Annotated in this window: 18 protein-coding genes and 1 tRNA gene; 9 read left to right on the forward strand and 10 right to left on the reverse strand. The window is 32.7% G+C overall.

The window, feature by feature from the left end:
* Positions 1 to 69: 69 nt before the first annotated feature.
* The 4 genes from D9R05_RS10045 to D9R05_RS10060 are packed head-to-tail and all read right to left on the reverse strand — an operon-like array spanning position 70 to position 2,093.
* Positions 70 to 804 (reverse strand): M15 family metallopeptidase, encoded by a 735-nt coding sequence (locus tag D9R05_RS10045; RefSeq protein WP_121667098.1) that lies wholly within the window; start codon positions 802 to 804, stop codon positions 70 to 72.
* Positions 797 to 1,249, reverse strand: a complete 453-nt coding sequence (locus D9R05_RS10050; RefSeq protein ID WP_121667099.1) for a GNAT family N-acetyltransferase — start codon at positions 1,247 to 1,249, stop codon at positions 797 to 799. The genes D9R05_RS10045 and D9R05_RS10050 overlap by 8 nt, the downstream gene beginning before the upstream one ends.
* On the reverse strand, positions 1,249 to 1,536 hold the full coding sequence (locus D9R05_RS10055) for a GNAT family N-acetyltransferase (protein WP_121667100.1): 288 nt from the start codon (positions 1,534 to 1,536) through the stop codon (positions 1,249 to 1,251). Before D9R05_RS10055 ends, D9R05_RS10050 begins: the two co-directional genes overlap by 1 nt.
* A gap of 5 nt (positions 1,537 to 1,541) precedes the next feature.
* Positions 1,542 to 2,093: a ClpP family protease gene (locus tag D9R05_RS10060; RefSeq protein ID WP_121667101.1), complete on the reverse strand. Its 552-nt coding sequence runs from the start codon at positions 2,091 to 2,093 to the stop codon at positions 1,542 to 1,544.
* Positions 2,094 to 2,251: 158 nt separating this feature from the next.
* Here D9R05_RS10060 and D9R05_RS10065 point away from each other — a divergent pair.
* Positions 2,252 to 2,324, forward strand: a tRNA-Gly gene (locus D9R05_RS10065).
* 42 nt (positions 2,325 to 2,366) lie between these two features.
* Here D9R05_RS10065 and D9R05_RS10070 read toward each other — a convergent pair.
* Both D9R05_RS10070 and pepE read right to left on the reverse strand, forming a co-directional pair.
* Positions 2,367 to 3,278 carry a glutaminase gene (locus D9R05_RS10070; protein ID WP_121667102.1) on the reverse strand — a complete coding sequence of 304 codons (912 nt, stop codon included), beginning with the start codon at positions 3,276 to 3,278 and terminating at the stop codon, positions 2,367 to 2,369.
* Complete coding sequence (pepE, locus tag D9R05_RS10075; RefSeq protein WP_121667211.1) at positions 3,278 to 3,982, reverse strand: dipeptidase PepE; 705 nt, start codon at positions 3,980 to 3,982, stop codon at positions 3,278 to 3,280. The genes D9R05_RS10070 and pepE overlap by 1 nt, the downstream gene beginning before the upstream one ends.
* 113 nt (positions 3,983 to 4,095) lie before the next feature.
* Between pepE and D9R05_RS10080 the strand changes: the two genes are divergently transcribed.
* The 8 genes from D9R05_RS10080 to D9R05_RS10115 all read left to right on the forward strand — a co-directional run bounded on the left by D9R05_RS10080 (position 4,096) and on the right by D9R05_RS10115 (position 10,829).
* Positions 4,096 to 4,878 carry a carboxypeptidase-like regulatory domain-containing protein gene (locus tag D9R05_RS10080; protein WP_121667103.1) on the forward strand — a complete coding sequence of 261 codons (783 nt, stop codon included), beginning with the start codon at positions 4,096 to 4,098 and terminating at the stop codon, positions 4,876 to 4,878.
* Between the two features lie 34 nt (positions 4,879 to 4,912).
* Positions 4,913 to 5,659, forward strand: coding sequence for a hypothetical protein (locus D9R05_RS10085; RefSeq protein WP_121667104.1), 747 nt, complete (start codon positions 4,913 to 4,915; stop codon positions 5,657 to 5,659).
* A 56-nt stretch (positions 5,660 to 5,715) separates the two neighbouring features.
* Positions 5,716 to 6,426 (forward strand): hypothetical protein, encoded by a 711-nt coding sequence (locus tag D9R05_RS10090; protein WP_162984947.1) that lies wholly within the window; start codon positions 5,716 to 5,718, stop codon positions 6,424 to 6,426.
* 133 nt (positions 6,427 to 6,559) lie between these two features.
* On the forward strand, positions 6,560 to 7,063 hold the full coding sequence (locus D9R05_RS10095) for a DUF6702 family protein (protein ID WP_121667106.1): 504 nt from the start codon (positions 6,560 to 6,562) through the stop codon (positions 7,061 to 7,063).
* Between the two features lie 27 nt (positions 7,064 to 7,090).
* Positions 7,091 to 9,397, forward strand: coding sequence for a M1 family metallopeptidase (locus D9R05_RS10100; RefSeq protein ID WP_121667107.1), 2,307 nt, complete (start codon positions 7,091 to 7,093; stop codon positions 9,395 to 9,397).
* Positions 9,398 to 9,485: 88 nt separating this feature from the next.
* Positions 9,486 to 9,764, forward strand: a complete 279-nt coding sequence (locus D9R05_RS10105; protein ID WP_121667108.1) for a Sec-independent protein translocase subunit TatA/TatB — start codon at positions 9,486 to 9,488, stop codon at positions 9,762 to 9,764.
* Positions 9,764 to 10,327, forward strand: a complete 564-nt coding sequence (locus D9R05_RS10110; RefSeq protein WP_121667109.1) for a phosphatase PAP2 family protein — start codon at positions 9,764 to 9,766, stop codon at positions 10,325 to 10,327. The genes D9R05_RS10105 and D9R05_RS10110 overlap by 1 nt, the downstream gene beginning before the upstream one ends.
* Positions 10,314 to 10,829, forward strand: a complete 516-nt coding sequence (locus D9R05_RS10115) for a DinB family protein (protein ID WP_121667110.1) — start codon at positions 10,314 to 10,316, stop codon at positions 10,827 to 10,829. The genes D9R05_RS10110 and D9R05_RS10115 overlap by 14 nt, the downstream gene beginning before the upstream one ends.
* On the opposite strand, the gene D9R05_RS10120 is transcribed toward D9R05_RS10115, so the two are convergent.
* From D9R05_RS10120 to D9R05_RS10140, 4 genes are all read right to left on the reverse strand, one after another.
* Positions 10,824 to 11,465, reverse strand: coding sequence for an O-methyltransferase (locus tag D9R05_RS10120; protein WP_121667111.1), 642 nt, complete (start codon positions 11,463 to 11,465; stop codon positions 10,824 to 10,826). The genes D9R05_RS10115 and D9R05_RS10120 overlap by 6 nt on opposite strands.
* Complete coding sequence (locus tag D9R05_RS10125) at positions 11,465 to 12,547, reverse strand: amidohydrolase family protein (RefSeq protein WP_121667112.1); 1,083 nt, start codon at positions 12,545 to 12,547, stop codon at positions 11,465 to 11,467. Before D9R05_RS10125 ends, D9R05_RS10120 begins: the two co-directional genes overlap by 1 nt.
* 11 nt (positions 12,548 to 12,558) lie before the next feature.
* Positions 12,559 to 14,010, reverse strand: a complete 1,452-nt coding sequence (locus tag D9R05_RS10130) for an aldehyde dehydrogenase (RefSeq protein WP_121667113.1) — start codon at positions 14,008 to 14,010, stop codon at positions 12,559 to 12,561.
* Positions 14,011 to 14,684: 674 nt separating this feature from the next.
* Complete coding sequence (locus D9R05_RS10140; RefSeq protein WP_121667115.1) at positions 14,685 to 15,116, reverse strand: RidA family protein; 432 nt, start codon at positions 15,114 to 15,116, stop codon at positions 14,685 to 14,687.
* Positions 15,117 to 15,119 lie beyond the last annotated feature (3 nt).

Consider the following 15,119-nt stretch of genomic DNA (forward strand, 5'->3'; position numbering starts at 1 on the left):
TAAAAGTATAAACTTAATTTACTTAAAATTATAATTTTATGCTAAAATTAAGGACTTGTAATTAAATTATTAAGGAAGAAGTACTGAATTAATCGAGCAAATATTTTCTGAGATATAAGTATTCAAAAATTCTTCCGTAAAATATTCATTTCCGGAAAGATTTATGTGTTGTAGTTTTTTCTTAATATCTAACTGTGAAAATTCTGCAAGCATTTTTTGGGAAGTTGGTTTATAAGAAAAATGCCAAGGTTCATGTTTAAATCCTTTTCGACTTTTTTTAGCTGTATAAACCAAATAAAATCCAAATTGTTCACTATGCTCATCCATCCAGTTTTTTAACTTAGTATAAGGACCATCATCATAAAAATTTTCGGTTTCTAAGACACTTTCGGGGTGGGTTGCATTGGCGTCAATAATATCAATATCGGTTCCCCAATGATGTCTGGAAGTACCTGGAATTGTAGAGTATTTTATTATTTCTTGAATATTTTCTCGCGGGTTTAATCCATCTTTTAAATTACTTTTATACTTGCTTTCCCAAATTCTTTTTTGATGAGAAAAGCTCCGGTAACTGGAAACTACGTAAAGATGAATATTCTCTTTTAAAGCTTCTGTTTTCATTTTTTCAAAAGCAGTAGCACATTCTTTTCTGAGTAAATAATGATCGCCAATTAATTCTGGGCGTTTCATTCCCATGAGTTCTTTTTTTGGAAATGCTGCGGAAAAATCTTTCAGAACGTGAAAGGGTAAAATACTCATAATGCCAAATGCAATAGATGATTTAATAAAATCTTCTCTATTCATAATTAAATCTTTTGAACATTAATTGATGATTACCGACCGATGGAATTAAAAAAACAGAGCCTTCTTTTTTAAAGGCATATTTTTCGTAAAAGGGGACTACTTTTTCACGTGCATTGAACCATAAAATTTCAGCTTTTTTTTGGAAGCAATATTTTTCAGCTTCCTTTAAAAGTATTGCTCCAATTTTTTTCTTTCTGAAATCTGGTAAAACCGCCATTCCGCGTAAGCGAAACTGAAATTTTTCTTGAAATGTATTTGAGTTATCCTCTAAAACAGACGCAATTCCTATTAATTGTGTGTTGTAAAAGGCACCTAAATGAAAACTTTCTAGAGCTTTATCTTTTTCAAAAAAACAAGTTTCTATAGGTTTTCCCGGTCGCAAAACTTGCTGCCGAATCTTGAAAATATTATCTACAGAAACTTGTTTGATTTCAATTTCTTGCATTAAGCTCTAACGTCTTGGTAAGATTTATTTTCGTCAAATTTTACTTCAGCAAAAGGGCATAACGGATCAATTTTAAACCCATTTTTACGCGCATAATTTACGGTATGATCCAGTATTTTTGAGGCAAGACCTTTTCCTTCTAATTCTTTTTTAGTTTGTGTGTGGTCTACCACCAAAATATTATGATCTTTTTTCACGTAGGTAAGCTCGCAAACAACGCCCTGTTCATCAGACATAAAAAACATGCCGTTGGTATGGTTTTCTTTATGCTTAATTGGGTAATCCATGGGTTTTATTTTTTATAGATGTTGTCTACAATTCCGTATTCTAAAGACTCTTGAGCGTCCATCCAATAATCTCTATTAAAATCTTTCATAACTTTTTCTACCGATTGGCCGCAATTTTCTGCAAGAATTTCAGCGCTTAACTCTTTTGTTTTTAAAATTTCCTGTGCCTGAATTTCAATATTAGAAGCTTGACCTCTAGCACCGCCGCTTGGTTGATGAATCATAACCTTTGCGTGTGGCTGAATAAAGCGTTTACCTTTTGTTCCGGCAGAAAGTAATATAGAACCCATTGAAGCTGCAAGCCCTGTACAAATAGTAGAAACATCACTATTTAAAGATTGGATGGTATCATAAATTGAAAAACCTGCCGTAACATAACCACCCGGACTATTGATGAAAAATTGAATATCCTTTTTTCCTTCAGCATCAAGAAAGAGTAGACGTTCCATCACATGTTTAGCGCTCTTATCGTCTACTTGACCCCAAAGAAAAACTTTACGCTCTTCTAAAAATTTAAGGTCGATTAGGTCTTGTGTTTTATTTGGCTTATTACTCATATAACGTTTATTCGTTTAAGGTTGAAATGAAGATAAAAATAGAACTTATTTTTTAAATCTCCATAGCTATTTAAAGAGGTTTTTAAATTGTTTTTCATAAAAAAGTGAATTTTTATTTGGAAAAGAAAAAGAAGAAGTTTTATATTTGTCGCCACAATGCGGGAGTAGCTCAGTTGGTAGAGCGTCAGCCTTCCAAGCTGAATGTCGCCGGTTCGAACCCGGTCTCCCGCTCTTAAAATCCTTGTCTTTTTTAGATAAGGATTTTTTTACTGATTAAAATATTGATAATCCTGTTAAAGTTGTCAATTCTTCTAACGCACGCATACCTTTTTCAGAATTTCCTTTTTCATTTAATAATGGGCTCCAAACAGCTACTGCATACTGTTGTGGGTGAACGGCTACAATTCCACCGCCAACACCACTTTTTCCGGGCAGGCCTACGCGAAAACTAAATTCGCCGGCTTCATCATAAAAACCGCAAGTTTGCATAATTGCATTTATTCTTTTTACACTATTGGGCTTTATTACTCGTTCATTTGTTTCTAATATTCTGCCTTCATTAGCAAAAATCATAAATGCTTTTGCTAGTTGTTCTGTAGACATACTTATGGAACATTGGTAAAAATAGAAGTCTAAAATTTCATCGGCATTATTTTCAATATTTCCGAGTGATTTCATATAGTTTACTAAAGCAATATTTCGGTAACCATGTTTTTTTTCTGAAGCCGCTACTTCTTCGTCATAATTGATTGTTTCATCTTGGGTAATAAGCTGCACGAATTCTAATAATTCTTTTTTGGGATTATCTAAATGGCTAATTAGAATATCTGCAATTACTAATGAACCAGCGTTGATAAAAGGATTACGAGGAATTCCTTTTTCTTTTTCTAACTGGGTGAGCGAATTAAATGGGTCTCCAGAAGGTTCTACATCTACCCGTCGCCAAATTTTTTTACCGTATTTTTTTGCTAAGGCAAGCGTAAAAACCTTAGATATACTTTGTATAGAAAATCGCTCTGAGCTGTCGCCAAAGAAAAAATGTTCGCCTGAAAGGCAGTATAAATGCATCCCAAATTTATCAGGAGAAACTGCAGAAAGCTCTGGAATATAATCGGGAACTTTTCCACCAGGATTAAACTGTTTTAACTCTTTTTCTATGACGTTTAAAATGGCTTGATAATCCATTATTGTAGGTTTTTTAATGAAGTTTCAGGTTCAATTTCATATGGTGTTTTATCGCATTGAAAAATTCTTGCTTTTAATTTTCCTTTTAAAACAATATCCTCATTAGTTACAACAAGCCAGCTTCCTTCACGTAAACCCACCACTGGAGTAGCGTTATATTCATGAAATTCTTTGATTCGTGTTTCGCGTGTTTCGCCTTTGTGGGTTGAAGTTGGATCTGGATCTAAATAATGCGGATTTATATTGAAAGGTAAAACTTCTAATGTGTTAAAATTGGGTGGATATACAATTGGCATGTCGTTGGTGGTGCGCATATTTACACCACAAATGTTACTTCCTGCGCTAGTGCCTAGATAAGGTGTGCCATTCTTAATGGATTCTTGCAAAGGCTCAATAAGTTGGTGCGTATACAATTGAGAAACCAGTACAAACGTATTTCCACCACCTGTAAAGATAGCTTCAGCTTCTAGAATGGCTTTTTTAAAATTTTCTTTTTCATGAATTCCAACTACTTTTTTATTTAAAAAAGCTAAGCCTTTTTTTGCTTTTTCTGTGTATTCTTCGTGAGTAATTCCGCCGGGTCTGGCAAAAGGAATAAATAAGATTTCAGATGCATTTTTAAAATGATCTTGTAAAGGTTCGGTTAAATAAGCTAAATAATCGCTTCCGTGAAGTGTTGATGTGCTGGCGATAATACAATTCATAAGTATAGTATTTTTTTGTAAATTTATTGTAAAGCTTTGCTTTAACAAAAGTTTAGTCGGCTTTTAGGTTTTTTATAAGATAAGTTATTGCTATTTTAACTAAAAATTCAACGATGAAAAATTTCCTATTTACTTTTTTACTTTTTTTATTTTCTATTTCTGTTTTTTCTCAAACTCCTCCACGAACACTTATTCAAGGAAAAGTGAATGTTGAAGCAAATGCCAGTGCAGATGGAATCAATGTATACAATCTAAATAGTTTGGAAGGAACAATTACCAATGAATATGGAGAATTCATGATCCCAGTGAAATTAAATGATAAGCTAATTTTTTCTGCTTTACAATATCAAGAATTTACGGTTATTATAGATAAAAGTGTTATTGAAAATAAACGTTTATCTGTTACTATAAATGAAGCTATAAATGAGTTAGATGAAGTAACCGTTAGGCCTTATAATCTTTCTGGTGACGTTAATGTAGATGTGAGGAAAATAAGAACGACCGATTTCAATGAAATTAATGAGAGTTCTGAAGAAATGGTTGAAACTTTTGGTTACGAAATGCGTCCCGATAAATATTCTGCAGTAGAAAATGATGCGATAGATAAAAGTTACTTAACTAATGGATTAAACTTTGCGAATATTTTTAGAGCAATTTTTAATGAAGATTCAGAAGAACCAAAGCATGTAGATGATATAGATGTAGGAGTAAGAAAAATGTACAATGATGAATTTTTTAAGGATAATTTTGATATCAAAAGAGAAAACATCAACGAATTTATATTTTATGCTGAAGAAAACGGACTAACTTCTGAAATGCTTCAAAAAGGAAATGAACTAAAATTAATTGATTTTTTATTAGAAAAAAGTAAAACCTACAAAGCGCAACAAAAATAAATTGCGAACGTCTTTTTAATAAGACTTACTTTTTATGAATAAATTTTACTTTTTTTTCTGCTTGTTTTCTCCTATTTATTTATTTGGTCAAGAAACATTTTTTAGTGGGAAAATTTATGCAGATTCTATAAACACTACACAAATAAACATTGTTAATTTAAGTCAAGAAATTGGAAGCGTAAATAAAATTGATGGAGTATTTTCTATAGCAGCTAATGCAGGTGATGAAGTTATATTTTCTTCTGTACAGTATCAGCCGTATCAACTTACAATTACCAAAGAAATGTTAGAAAAAGAAAATAAAATTTTCCTTTTTCTAGAAGTAAATCAATTAAAAGAAGTTAAATTGAGTAATATTGATTTAACCGGAGATCTAGCTTTAGACGCCAAGAATATGAATGTTTATGTTTTTGATCCTCGATCGGTTGGTTTACCCATGGCAGCACCTTCAAGAACTTTAGCAGAACGTCGCTTATATACAGCAAGAACTGCAGGTCCCTTAGGTCTTTTGATAAATGCACTTAGTGGAAGATTAGCTATGCTAAAGAGAATGCAAGAATATGAAAAGCTTGAAGCGTTAATTTATAAAGCAAAAAATATGGTTTCGGAAAAATTTTTAAAAATTGATCTGGAAATTCCTGATAATTATATTGACGATTTCTTATATTTTTGTGCTAAAGACAAAAGCTTTACTTCACTCGTGGTAAAAGCCAATGAGCTTAACTTTATTGCCTTTTTAACAACAAAAAAAGAACCTTATTTTACATATAAAGATTGGTAGTGTTTATTTATAGATTTTATTTCAGTTTAATTTTGTTGTTAAATGTTTCTGTTTGTTTGAGTCAAGAAACATTTTTTAGTGGGAAAATTTATGCAGATTCTATAAACACTACACAAATAAACATTGTTAATTTAAGTCAAGAAATTGGAAGCGTAAATAAAATTGATGGAGCATTTTCTATAGCAGCCAATACAGGTGATGAAGTTATATTTTCTTCTGTACAGTATCAGCCATATCAACTTACAATTACCAAAGAAATGTTAGAAAAAGAAAATAAAGTTTTTCTTTTTCTAGAAGTTAATCAATTAAAAGAAGTTAAATTGAGTAATATTGATTTAACTGGAGATCTTACCAAAGATGCAAAAAATGTAGACACTTATGTTTTTGATCCTCGATCGGTTGGCTTGCCTAGACCAAAACCAAAATTAACTACAGCACAAAGAAGAATAAAAACCCCCACCACCGGTTCAGGCTTAGTTTCAGTAGATCATATCATAAATAGTATTTCGGGCAGATTAGCAATGCTTTGGCGACAGCGAGAATATGAAATTGAAAAAAACTGGGTTCAAAAAGGCTTAGAGCAATTTCCACCGAGTTTTTTTACAGAAGAGCTAGAAATTCCAGCGGCATTTCATGAAGATTTCATGTATTTCTGTTTAACAAAAGAAGGTTATAAGAACTTTGTTACACACAATAAATTAGAATTAATCAAATTTTTTAAAAAGCAAACAGTTGCTTATAAGAAATTTAAAGAGTGGGATAAATAAGCTTTTCTTTTTTTAGCTTTTCAGCTATTAAATTCTGTATTATTGCATTTATTTTAAACGTTTTAGAAAAAGTAGTGTCTAAATACTAAATAACGCAAAAAAAAGCTCTACCAATAATTTGAAGCTGGCTTCTATGATGAAATCAAAAAAAATACTAATACTTTTTTTGTTAATTCCACTTTTGGCATTTCCTACAGCACATAAATTTTATTTGAGTGTAACAGAGGTAAATTATGCAGCGAAAGAAAATACTCTTCAAATTACTTCACGTTTATTTGTAGATGATTTTCAGAAATTACTCCAAAAGCGTTACGATGAAAATATCCAATTAATACGAGGAGAAAATAAAGACAAAGTAAATGCGTATATTACCAAGTATTTTCGAGAGAAATTACAACTTAGAATAAAAGATAAAACTTTAAAAATGAATTTCATAGGAAAACGCTATGAAGATGATTTGATTATTTGTTATTTTGAAGTCACTAATGTGAAAAATTTTAAAACTATATCGGTTTCAAATTCGTTATTACTAGACTTATTTGAAGAACAAAAAAATTTAGTTCATTTTTCGAAGAATGGCGATGTAAAAAGTAAAATGCTTCACAAAGACAAAATAGAAGGAAGAATAAGTTTTTAAATATATAATTATAATAGATTAGACCTCATGAGTAAATTTAAATTCAGCCTAAGTATGTTAGTTGCCTTATTTTCTTTTGCAGTTTTTGCACAAGAAGAAGAGGCAAAAGAACAAGAAAAAGGTCATGTAAATGAAAATAAGTTTCAGCAACTCTACCAAGAGTTTTCAACTCCAAACCAGTACAGAACTGCTTCTGGAGCTCCTGGTCCCGCGTATTATCAAAATACGGCAGATTATGAAATGGAGGTTACATTAGATGATAAAAAACAACGTCTTTCAGGTTATGAAACCATTACTTACACTAATAATTCACCGGAAGATTTAACCTATTTGTGGATTCAATTAGATCAAAATGTTCGTGCAAAAGACAGTAAATCTCCATTGAGAAATGGTAGTGGTGTATCACCAGTAACGCAACCGAGAACATTAGTATCAGATTATATGACAGAAGAATTTGATGGTGGTTTTAACATTCAAGAAGTTTCTAGAAAAGGGAAACCGCTAAATTACACTATTAATCAAACTATGATGCGTGTAGATTTGCCAGAACCATTAGAAAGTGGGGATGATTTTGAGTTCTCTATAAAATGGTGGTATAATATTAATGATCACGTAGTAAACAGAGGAAGATCTGGTTATGAGTATTTTCCTGAAGATGGAAATTATGCCTATGTAATTGCTCAATTTTTCCCAAGAATGGCAGTTTATAACGATGTAGAAGGTTGGCAAAATCAACAATTTTGGGGAAGCGGAGAGTTTGCTTTGCCTTTTGGAGACTATAAAGTAACAATAACTGTTCCAGCAGATCACGTGTTAGATGCTACCGGAAAATTACAAAATAGAAAAGATGTTTTTTCTGATAAAATGATGGATCGTTACGAGCAAGCGAAAGAATCTTTTGATAAGCCTGTGTTTATTGTTAATGAAGAAGAAGCTATACAGGCTGAAAAAGGAAGTTCAAACAAGACAAAAACTTGGGAGTTTGAAGCTGAAATGGTTCGTGATTTTGCTTTTACTAGTTCTAGAAAGTACATCTGGGACATGCAAAATGTAAAGATTGGCGATAGAGAAGTTATGGCGGTTTCATTATATCCAAAAGAAGGAAATCCACTTTGGGAAGAATACTCCACCAAAGCTGTTGCGCACACATTAAAATCTTATAGTGATCATACATTTGATTATCCTTATCATAAAGCAATTTCTGTTCACGCAAAAAATCAAGGAATGGAATATCCTATGATTTGCTGGAATTACGGAAGACCTAATGAAGACGGAAGTTATAATGATAGAACTAAATTTGGGATGATTAGTGTAATTATTCACGAAGTTGGACATAACTTTTTCCCAATGATTGTGAATAGTGATGAGCGCCAATGGGGTTGGATGGACGAAGGTTTAAACAGCTTTGTTGAATATATGGCTGAACAAGAATTTGGGGAAAAATATCCTGATGCAATTGCACCGCTAGACAACTATCCTTCACGTCGTGGTCCTGCTGAAAATATTACGAGTTATATGAAAGGGGAGCAAGATTTTATTGCTCCAATTATGAGTAATCCAGAAAATGTGTATCAACTAGGTAATAATGCCTATGGAAAACCGGCAACAGCACTTAATATTTTAAGAGAAACGGTAATGGGTAAAGAGCTTTTTGATCATGCTTTTAAAACTTATTCGCGTAGATGGATGTTTAAACATCCAACTCCAGAAGATTTCTTTAGAACAATGGAAGATGCTTCTGCTGTAGATTTAGATTGGTTTTGGAGAGGTTGGTTCTACACAACTGATTATGTAGATATTGGTGTAAAAGATGTAAAATCTTATTTTTTAACAGATAAGCCAACGAAAAAGGGGAAAGAAATTTTAGCTCGATATGGTATTACAGACCCAAGTCAAGTAAAAGCTGTTTATGTTGTTGAAGAAGGAAGTGATGAGTTTGATGAAGCGATGAAGAATAAATCGCCGTTAGAAAACTCACCAACTTTAAAGGAATATATGATGGATAATTTCTCTGAAACAGAACGTGCAACTATGGAAGTTCCAAAACATTTCTACGAAATTACTTTTGAAAAACCAGGTGGGTTGGTGATGCCTTTAATTGTTGAATATACTTATAAAGATGGAACTTCAGAAAGAGTTACTTATCCGGCACAAATTTGGAGAAAGAACGATCAAGAAGTTAGCAGAGTAATGGCAACTAATAAAGAGTTAGAACAAGTTACTGTAGACCCAGATCTAGAAACTGCAGATGTAAATAAATCAAATAACAATTGGCCTCAAGAAGATACGCCAAATGATTTTGAGAAATTTAAAGAACAACAAGCTAAAGATTAAGTAAGTTGTTTATAAATAAAATTCATTTTTAAGCTGACTTTAACGAGTCAGCTTTTTTTATAAAACAATTAGTAATTATATTTGTCTTATGATAACTCTTCCATTATTTATAAGCGGAACTGAAATAGGTTTTATAATCTTTATTTTAGTCATGGTTTTTGGTGCCGATAAAATCCCTGAAATTGCCAGAGGATTGGGAAAAGGCATGAAAACAATAAAAAATGCTACTAATGATATTAAGACAGAAATAACCAATAGTGCCGAAAAGCATTTAGATCACGGAGGCGGTAATAATATCAAGGAAGAAGTTAGCAAGGTAAAAGATGATATTGAAGAAATTACCGGTTCTATAAAGCGTAAACCTTAATGCTTGAACAATTAAAAGAATGGGATCGCGAACTTTTTATCTACTTGAACAGCTTAGGAGTAGAACGGTTTGATTCTTTCTGGATTTGGGTTACACAAGAAGAAAATTGGATCCTTCTTTACATTATTCTTTTTTTACTTATTATAAAAGCATATTCAAAAAAAGCTTCTTTAATTGTTTTAGGAGGTTACTTATCAAGTTTTTTAATCACTTTTGGGTTGACACGTCTAATAAAAGCTTCGGTAGCCAGAATTCGACCTAATAATGTAACAGAGTTACAAGAGGTTATTCGCATATTACAAGAGCCAACTTATTATAGCTTTGTTTCTGGTCATACTTCAACTTCTATGGCTATCTCAACATTTATTGTTCTTGTATTGCGCAAACACTTTAAATGGATTTATATTTTATATATATGGCCTATTTTATTCGCCTCTAGCCGAATTTATGTTGGTGTTCACTATCCCGCAGATATTGCAGTTGGTGCCTTACTGGGAGTGCTTGTTGCTTATATGGTTTATGTAGTTGTAAAAAAATATCTTCGGAAAAATGAGCATATTTAAACCTAAAATAGATAATAAGAATCTATTTTTTTATCCATATTTACAAGCGGCTACTGCAGACGAATTGTTGATTTCATTAAAGGAATCACGAGACAATACCAAGTCACTCCTTAAAGGGATTACAGCCGAACAAGCAAATTATAAATACTCACCCGAAAAATGGACTGTAAAACAAGTTTTGCATCACATTACTGACTGTGAGCGAATTTTATCCTATCGTTTTTTACGATTAAATAGAGGAGATGCTACAGAACTTTTAGCTTTTGACAGAGAATTGTTAGTTGAAAATGAACAAATATCACTTTCTGTAGAGGCTCTTTTAGAAGAGTTTTTTGCTGTGAGAAATGCTAGTATTCAATTAATTAAAACTTCAAATACAAGTTTACTTGATTTTAAAGCTCCTTATAAAGATATAGAATTAAGCCCTAGAATTTTAGGATGGATGATTGCTGGTCACAATCAACATCATTTAAATTTGTTAAAGGAAAAGTACAAGTTATAACACGCGTGTTAAACTCAAACCGTCTCTTATAGGTAGCAATACGGTTTCTACTCGTTTATCATCATTTATTAGACGGTTATACTCTAAAAGCATTTCGGTGTCTTTATCGCCCGGGTTTAACTTTTCAACCACTTTGCCACTCCATAGCACATTATCAGAAAGGATTAATCCGCCAGAATTCATCTTTGGGACAATGAGTTCAAAATATTTAGGATAATTTTGTTTATCAGCATCAATAAAAACAAGATCGAATTTTTCGGTTAATTCAGGAATGATTTTTAAAGCATTGCCAACTTTTTGCTGAATTTGATTCTGCCAAGACGATAAATCAAAATATTTTCGCTGAAAATCGTACAGCTCTTCATTTCTGTCTATTGTAATTAATTTTCCATTTTCTTGAAGCCCTTCAGCCAAACATAAAGCTGAATAACCAGTGTATGTGCCAATTTCTAAAATAGATTTTGGACGGGTTAATTTTGAAATCATGCTGAGCAGTCTTCCTTGAAAATGACCACTCAACATGCGTGGTTGTAAAACTTTTTGATGTGTTTCTCGACTTAATTTAGCTAATAATTCAGGTTCTTGTTGCGAATGCTGTTCAGCATAATTTTCTATTTCTTGCGGTAAAAAATCCATTATGATAAAATTCGGTTAAGCAACTTTTCCTCTTTTTGTTTATCCTCTCCACAAAGCCATCTAATGACATTATTTTCCCAAATATCATCAAATTCTTGTGGGCTAATAATATCTCGTTCTACCGCTAAATCTAAAATTTTTCCTGGATAAGAAGATTGTGGTTCATTTTCCATTTCACCTAGCGGATAAGGATCGTCTAAGCCCATGATAATTTGTTCGGGTTTTTGGTTTTCGACCAATAATTTTAAAGAACCGGTATCGTGAACCAAGGTATCGAAGAAAATATTTTTATGTCCTACTGATTTTCTCGGATGCGTTTTACCTTCAAATAAATCGGGTCTTCCATCAAAACCTTGTATTCTTCTTCCTAAATTAATTTGTGCTAATTGTCCGCCGTGCGCAAAGCAAACACGCATATCAGGATATTTATCGGGATAACCGTTTAAAGTTAAAAAGTGATAAGCATCGGCACATTGTGCCAACATCCAAATTAAATGAAAACGCCAAGCAGTATTTTCAAGATTTATAAATTTTTCGCCGTCGTACGGATGAACTTCTACGGCCAAATTGTATTTACTTGCCAATTCAAAAATGGGTTCATTTTCTTCATCAAAAATACAACGCCAAGTTCCGATGGTGTCCATATAGTGCGTTGGGAGACACAATAAACGCATATCTAATTCTTCAACACAACGCTCGATTTCCCATAAAGCACTTTGTACAAATCCCGGATGAACTACAAAACCACATGTGAATTTTGAAGGATGATCGTGCTGAACTTTTGCGTTAAAATCATTTTGAAAACGCAGTGCTTTTTTCATTTCTTCAACACGCAAGCCATTTCCGTAAAGTTGCGAAAGGTTTAAAACAACTGCGTGATCTATTTTAAAACGCTCCATCCATTCTAATTTTTCATCTAAGAAAAAACTAGAATCAGTTACGGGTCTACGCCAATTTTTTTGAAGCATATATTTTCGTTCGTCATCTACCCAGAAAATCTCTTTGTCTTTCATGAATTGCGGAATTTCTTCCGGATAGGGCAATAAATGTGAATGACCGTTTATACGTAATTTTCTTTTCATTTTTTTTAATTTTAGTAAGCTTCGTAACTAATGCAAATATTTTTTGGCTCGGTAAAAAACTTAAGCGCTTCAAAACCGCCTTCGCGACCTACGCCGCTATCTTTAGAACCACCAAAAGGCGTTCTTAAATCTCGATTTAACCACGTATTTACCCAAACAATTCCGGCTTCAATTGAATTGCTTAAACGCATAGCGCGATCGATATTTGAAGTCCAAATTGTAGAAGATAAACCATAGCGAACATCGTTCGCAAATTCTAGCGCTTGTTCTTCAGATTTAAAAGGCATCATAGTTACAACCGGACCAAAAATTTCTTCTTGGTTTAATTTGCAGTGATTTGATTTCACTTCAATAATTGTAGGTTCTAAATAATAACCATTTTCATGACCATCAACTTTTACAGGCTTACCGCCGCATAAAATTGTTGCTTCTTGATCTTTAGCACCTTCAATATAACCTTGTACTTTTTCTAAATGTTCTTTAGAAACCAAAGCACCTAAATCACTTTTGGCATCTGAAGGATCACCAACTTTTAATTTTTTTACAGCTTTAACAAAATCATCTTTAAATTGATCGTAGATTTTTTCTTCTACAAAAATTCTAGAACCACATAAACAGATCTGCCCTTGATTGGCAAAAGATGACTTTACAGTGGTTTTAAGCATTTTATCGTAATTGCAATCAGCAAAAATTAGGTTTGGGTTTTTTCCGCCTAATTCTAAGGATAATTTTTTAAACATTGGAGCGGCAGTTCGAGCAATATGCTCTCCGGTTTTCGTGCCACCGGTAAATGAAATTGCTTTTATCTGTGGATGCTCAACAATAGCTTGACCACAATTTGCACCTAAACCGTGAACAATATTTAAAACGCCTTCAGGAAAGTCAATTTCTTTACAAATTTCTGATAATAAATAAGAAGTCATCGGGGTAACTTCACTAGGTTTTGCAACTACACAGTTTCCTGCGGCTAAAGCCGGAGCGATTTTCCAACTGAATAAATAGAGTGGGAGATTCCAGGGAGAAATACAACCGACAACACCAAGCGGTTTTCTTAAGGTAAAATTGATGGTGTTTTTCCCTACGCTTTCATGCGCTTCACTAGCAAATTGCGTTAATGCATTGGCATAAAAACGAAAGTTGCTCATCGCTCTGGGAATATCTACAGCCAAAGCCAAAGAGAGCGGTTTTCCGTTGTCTTTAGATTCTGCTTCTGCAAGCAAAACCAATTTATTTTCAATAGCATCAGCAATTTTATGCATCCATTGGCTACGTTCTTCTAAAGAAGTTGCAGACCAAGCAGGAAAAGCTTTTTTTGCAGCCATAACCGCTTTTTCTACATCTTCTTTTTGACTATTAGGGAGTTGACTGTATACTTCGCCTTTTGCCGGATTATAATTATCGAGCCATTTATCTGAAGATGGAGTACAAAACTCTCCGTTTATATAGTTTTTTATGCGTTGCATGCTTCTTGTGGTTTTTTACAAATATAAAATTTCATGATGTATGAAGCTCCATTTTCTTAAGCTTAAATTTTTTCATAAAAATAATAATGTGAATTTTTTCTATCTTTAGAATATGAAAAAAAATACTAATCTGATTTTGTATTGGGTGAAAGTAAATTTATTAGCGTCTTTCCTAATAATTTTGCTCAGTATTTTTTTAGCATTCATAGGAGAATACTACTTTCTAAATGGAATAAATTTCTCATCTATCTATGCAACTGTACTGGTATGTGCGTTTGTATTATTGGGACTTTTCTATTTGAGGAGAAAATCAGATTGTCAACTTTTATTTGACAGTTTATGGATTACTTTTTTGGCAGGTATTGGCTCTATTTTATTTCCTGTAATTTTTCAACCTAAACTTTGTAGTGGGGGGTATTACATTGTTCCGAATAGATTCTTGATTATTACAATTATATCAATTCTTATTTTAAGTTCGTTTATACTATGCTATAAAAATAAACTGAATTTTGTATTGGTAGGGATATTTTCTTTTTTCCACTTTCTATGTTTAGAATATATTATTCCGTTTAATTATGCGATGGAAGTGGTTAATTTAATATGGAAACAATTCTAATAAAAAATCCCGTAAGAAAATTTCCTACAGGATTTAATTTGTATACTCACTTTAAAAATTAATGTCCGGCGTAAGCTTGTTTCTTATAGGCAACCACTTTAATTTCAATTAATAAATGCGGATGCGGCAATTGATGAACCGCCACCGTAGTTCTGGTTGGTCCGGTTTCAGGCTCAAAAAACTTCCCGTAGGTTTCATTATAACCTTTAAAATCGTTCATATTAACCAAGAAGCTGGTCACATCAACTACATCTTTTAAGCTCGCGCCTTCTTCTTTTAAAATACTGTCAATATTTTCTAATACCGCAGCGGTTTGTTTATTGATATCAAGATTTGTAGTTCCAAATTCGTCAACTTCAACACCTTCAAAAGAATTATCGGGTCTTCTTGAGCTTGTTCCTGAAACATAAATAAAATCACCTACGCGTTTTACGTGTGGAAATTTTCCTCTTGGTTTTGCTTTTCCTTCAATAACTTTTCCTGTACTCATAGT

Source organism: Mesonia aquimarina, assembly GCF_003667275.1.
In the GTDB taxonomy this organism is placed as follows: Bacteria; Bacteroidota; Bacteroidia; order Flavobacteriales; family Flavobacteriaceae; genus Mesonia; species Mesonia aquimarina.

Excerpts from the sequence above, each read along its gene's own strand:
- D9R05_RS10045 (WP_121667098.1), bottom strand. The coding sequence starts at position 804 with ATGAATAGAGAAGATTTTATTAAATCATCTATTGCATTTGGCATTATG.
- D9R05_RS10050 (WP_121667099.1), bottom strand. The coding sequence starts at position 1,249 with ATGCAAGAAATTGAAATCAAACAAGTTTCTGTAGATAATATTTTCAAG.
- D9R05_RS10055 (WP_121667100.1), bottom strand. The coding sequence starts at position 1,536 with ATGGATTACCCAATTAAGCATAAAGAAAACCATACCAACGGCATGTTT.
- D9R05_RS10060 (WP_121667101.1), bottom strand. The coding sequence starts at position 2,093 with ATGAGTAATAAGCCAAATAAAACACAAGACCTAATCGACCTTAAATTT.
- D9R05_RS10070 (WP_121667102.1), bottom strand. The coding sequence starts at position 3,278 with ATGGATTATCAAGCCATTTTAAACGTCATAGAAAAAGAGTTAAAACAG.
- pepE (WP_121667211.1), bottom strand. The coding sequence starts at position 3,982 with ATGAATTGTATTATCGCCAGCACATCAACACTTCACGGAAGCGATTAT.
- D9R05_RS10080 (WP_121667103.1), top strand. The coding sequence starts at position 4,096 with ATGAAAAATTTCCTATTTACTTTTTTACTTTTTTTATTTTCTATTTCT.
- D9R05_RS10085 (WP_121667104.1), top strand. The coding sequence starts at position 4,913 with ATGAATAAATTTTACTTTTTTTTCTGCTTGTTTTCTCCTATTTATTTA.
- D9R05_RS10095 (WP_121667106.1), top strand. The coding sequence starts at position 6,560 with ATGATGAAATCAAAAAAAATACTAATACTTTTTTTGTTAATTCCACTT.
- D9R05_RS10100 (WP_121667107.1), top strand. The coding sequence starts at position 7,091 with ATGAGTAAATTTAAATTCAGCCTAAGTATGTTAGTTGCCTTATTTTCT.
- D9R05_RS10105 (WP_121667108.1), top strand. The coding sequence starts at position 9,486 with ATGATAACTCTTCCATTATTTATAAGCGGAACTGAAATAGGTTTTATA.
- D9R05_RS10110 (WP_121667109.1), top strand. The coding sequence starts at position 9,764 with ATGCTTGAACAATTAAAAGAATGGGATCGCGAACTTTTTATCTACTTG.
- D9R05_RS10115 (WP_121667110.1), top strand. The coding sequence starts at position 10,314 with ATGAGCATATTTAAACCTAAAATAGATAATAAGAATCTATTTTTTTAT.
- D9R05_RS10120 (WP_121667111.1), bottom strand. The coding sequence starts at position 11,465 with ATGGATTTTTTACCGCAAGAAATAGAAAATTATGCTGAACAGCATTCG.
- D9R05_RS10125 (WP_121667112.1), bottom strand. The coding sequence starts at position 12,547 with ATGAAAAGAAAATTACGTATAAACGGTCATTCACATTTATTGCCCTAT.
- D9R05_RS10130 (WP_121667113.1), bottom strand. The coding sequence starts at position 14,010 with ATGCAACGCATAAAAAACTATATAAACGGAGAGTTTTGTACTCCATCT.
- D9R05_RS10140 (WP_121667115.1), bottom strand. The coding sequence starts at position 15,116 with ATGAGTACAGGAAAAGTTATTGAAGGAAAAGCAAAACCAAGAGGAAAA.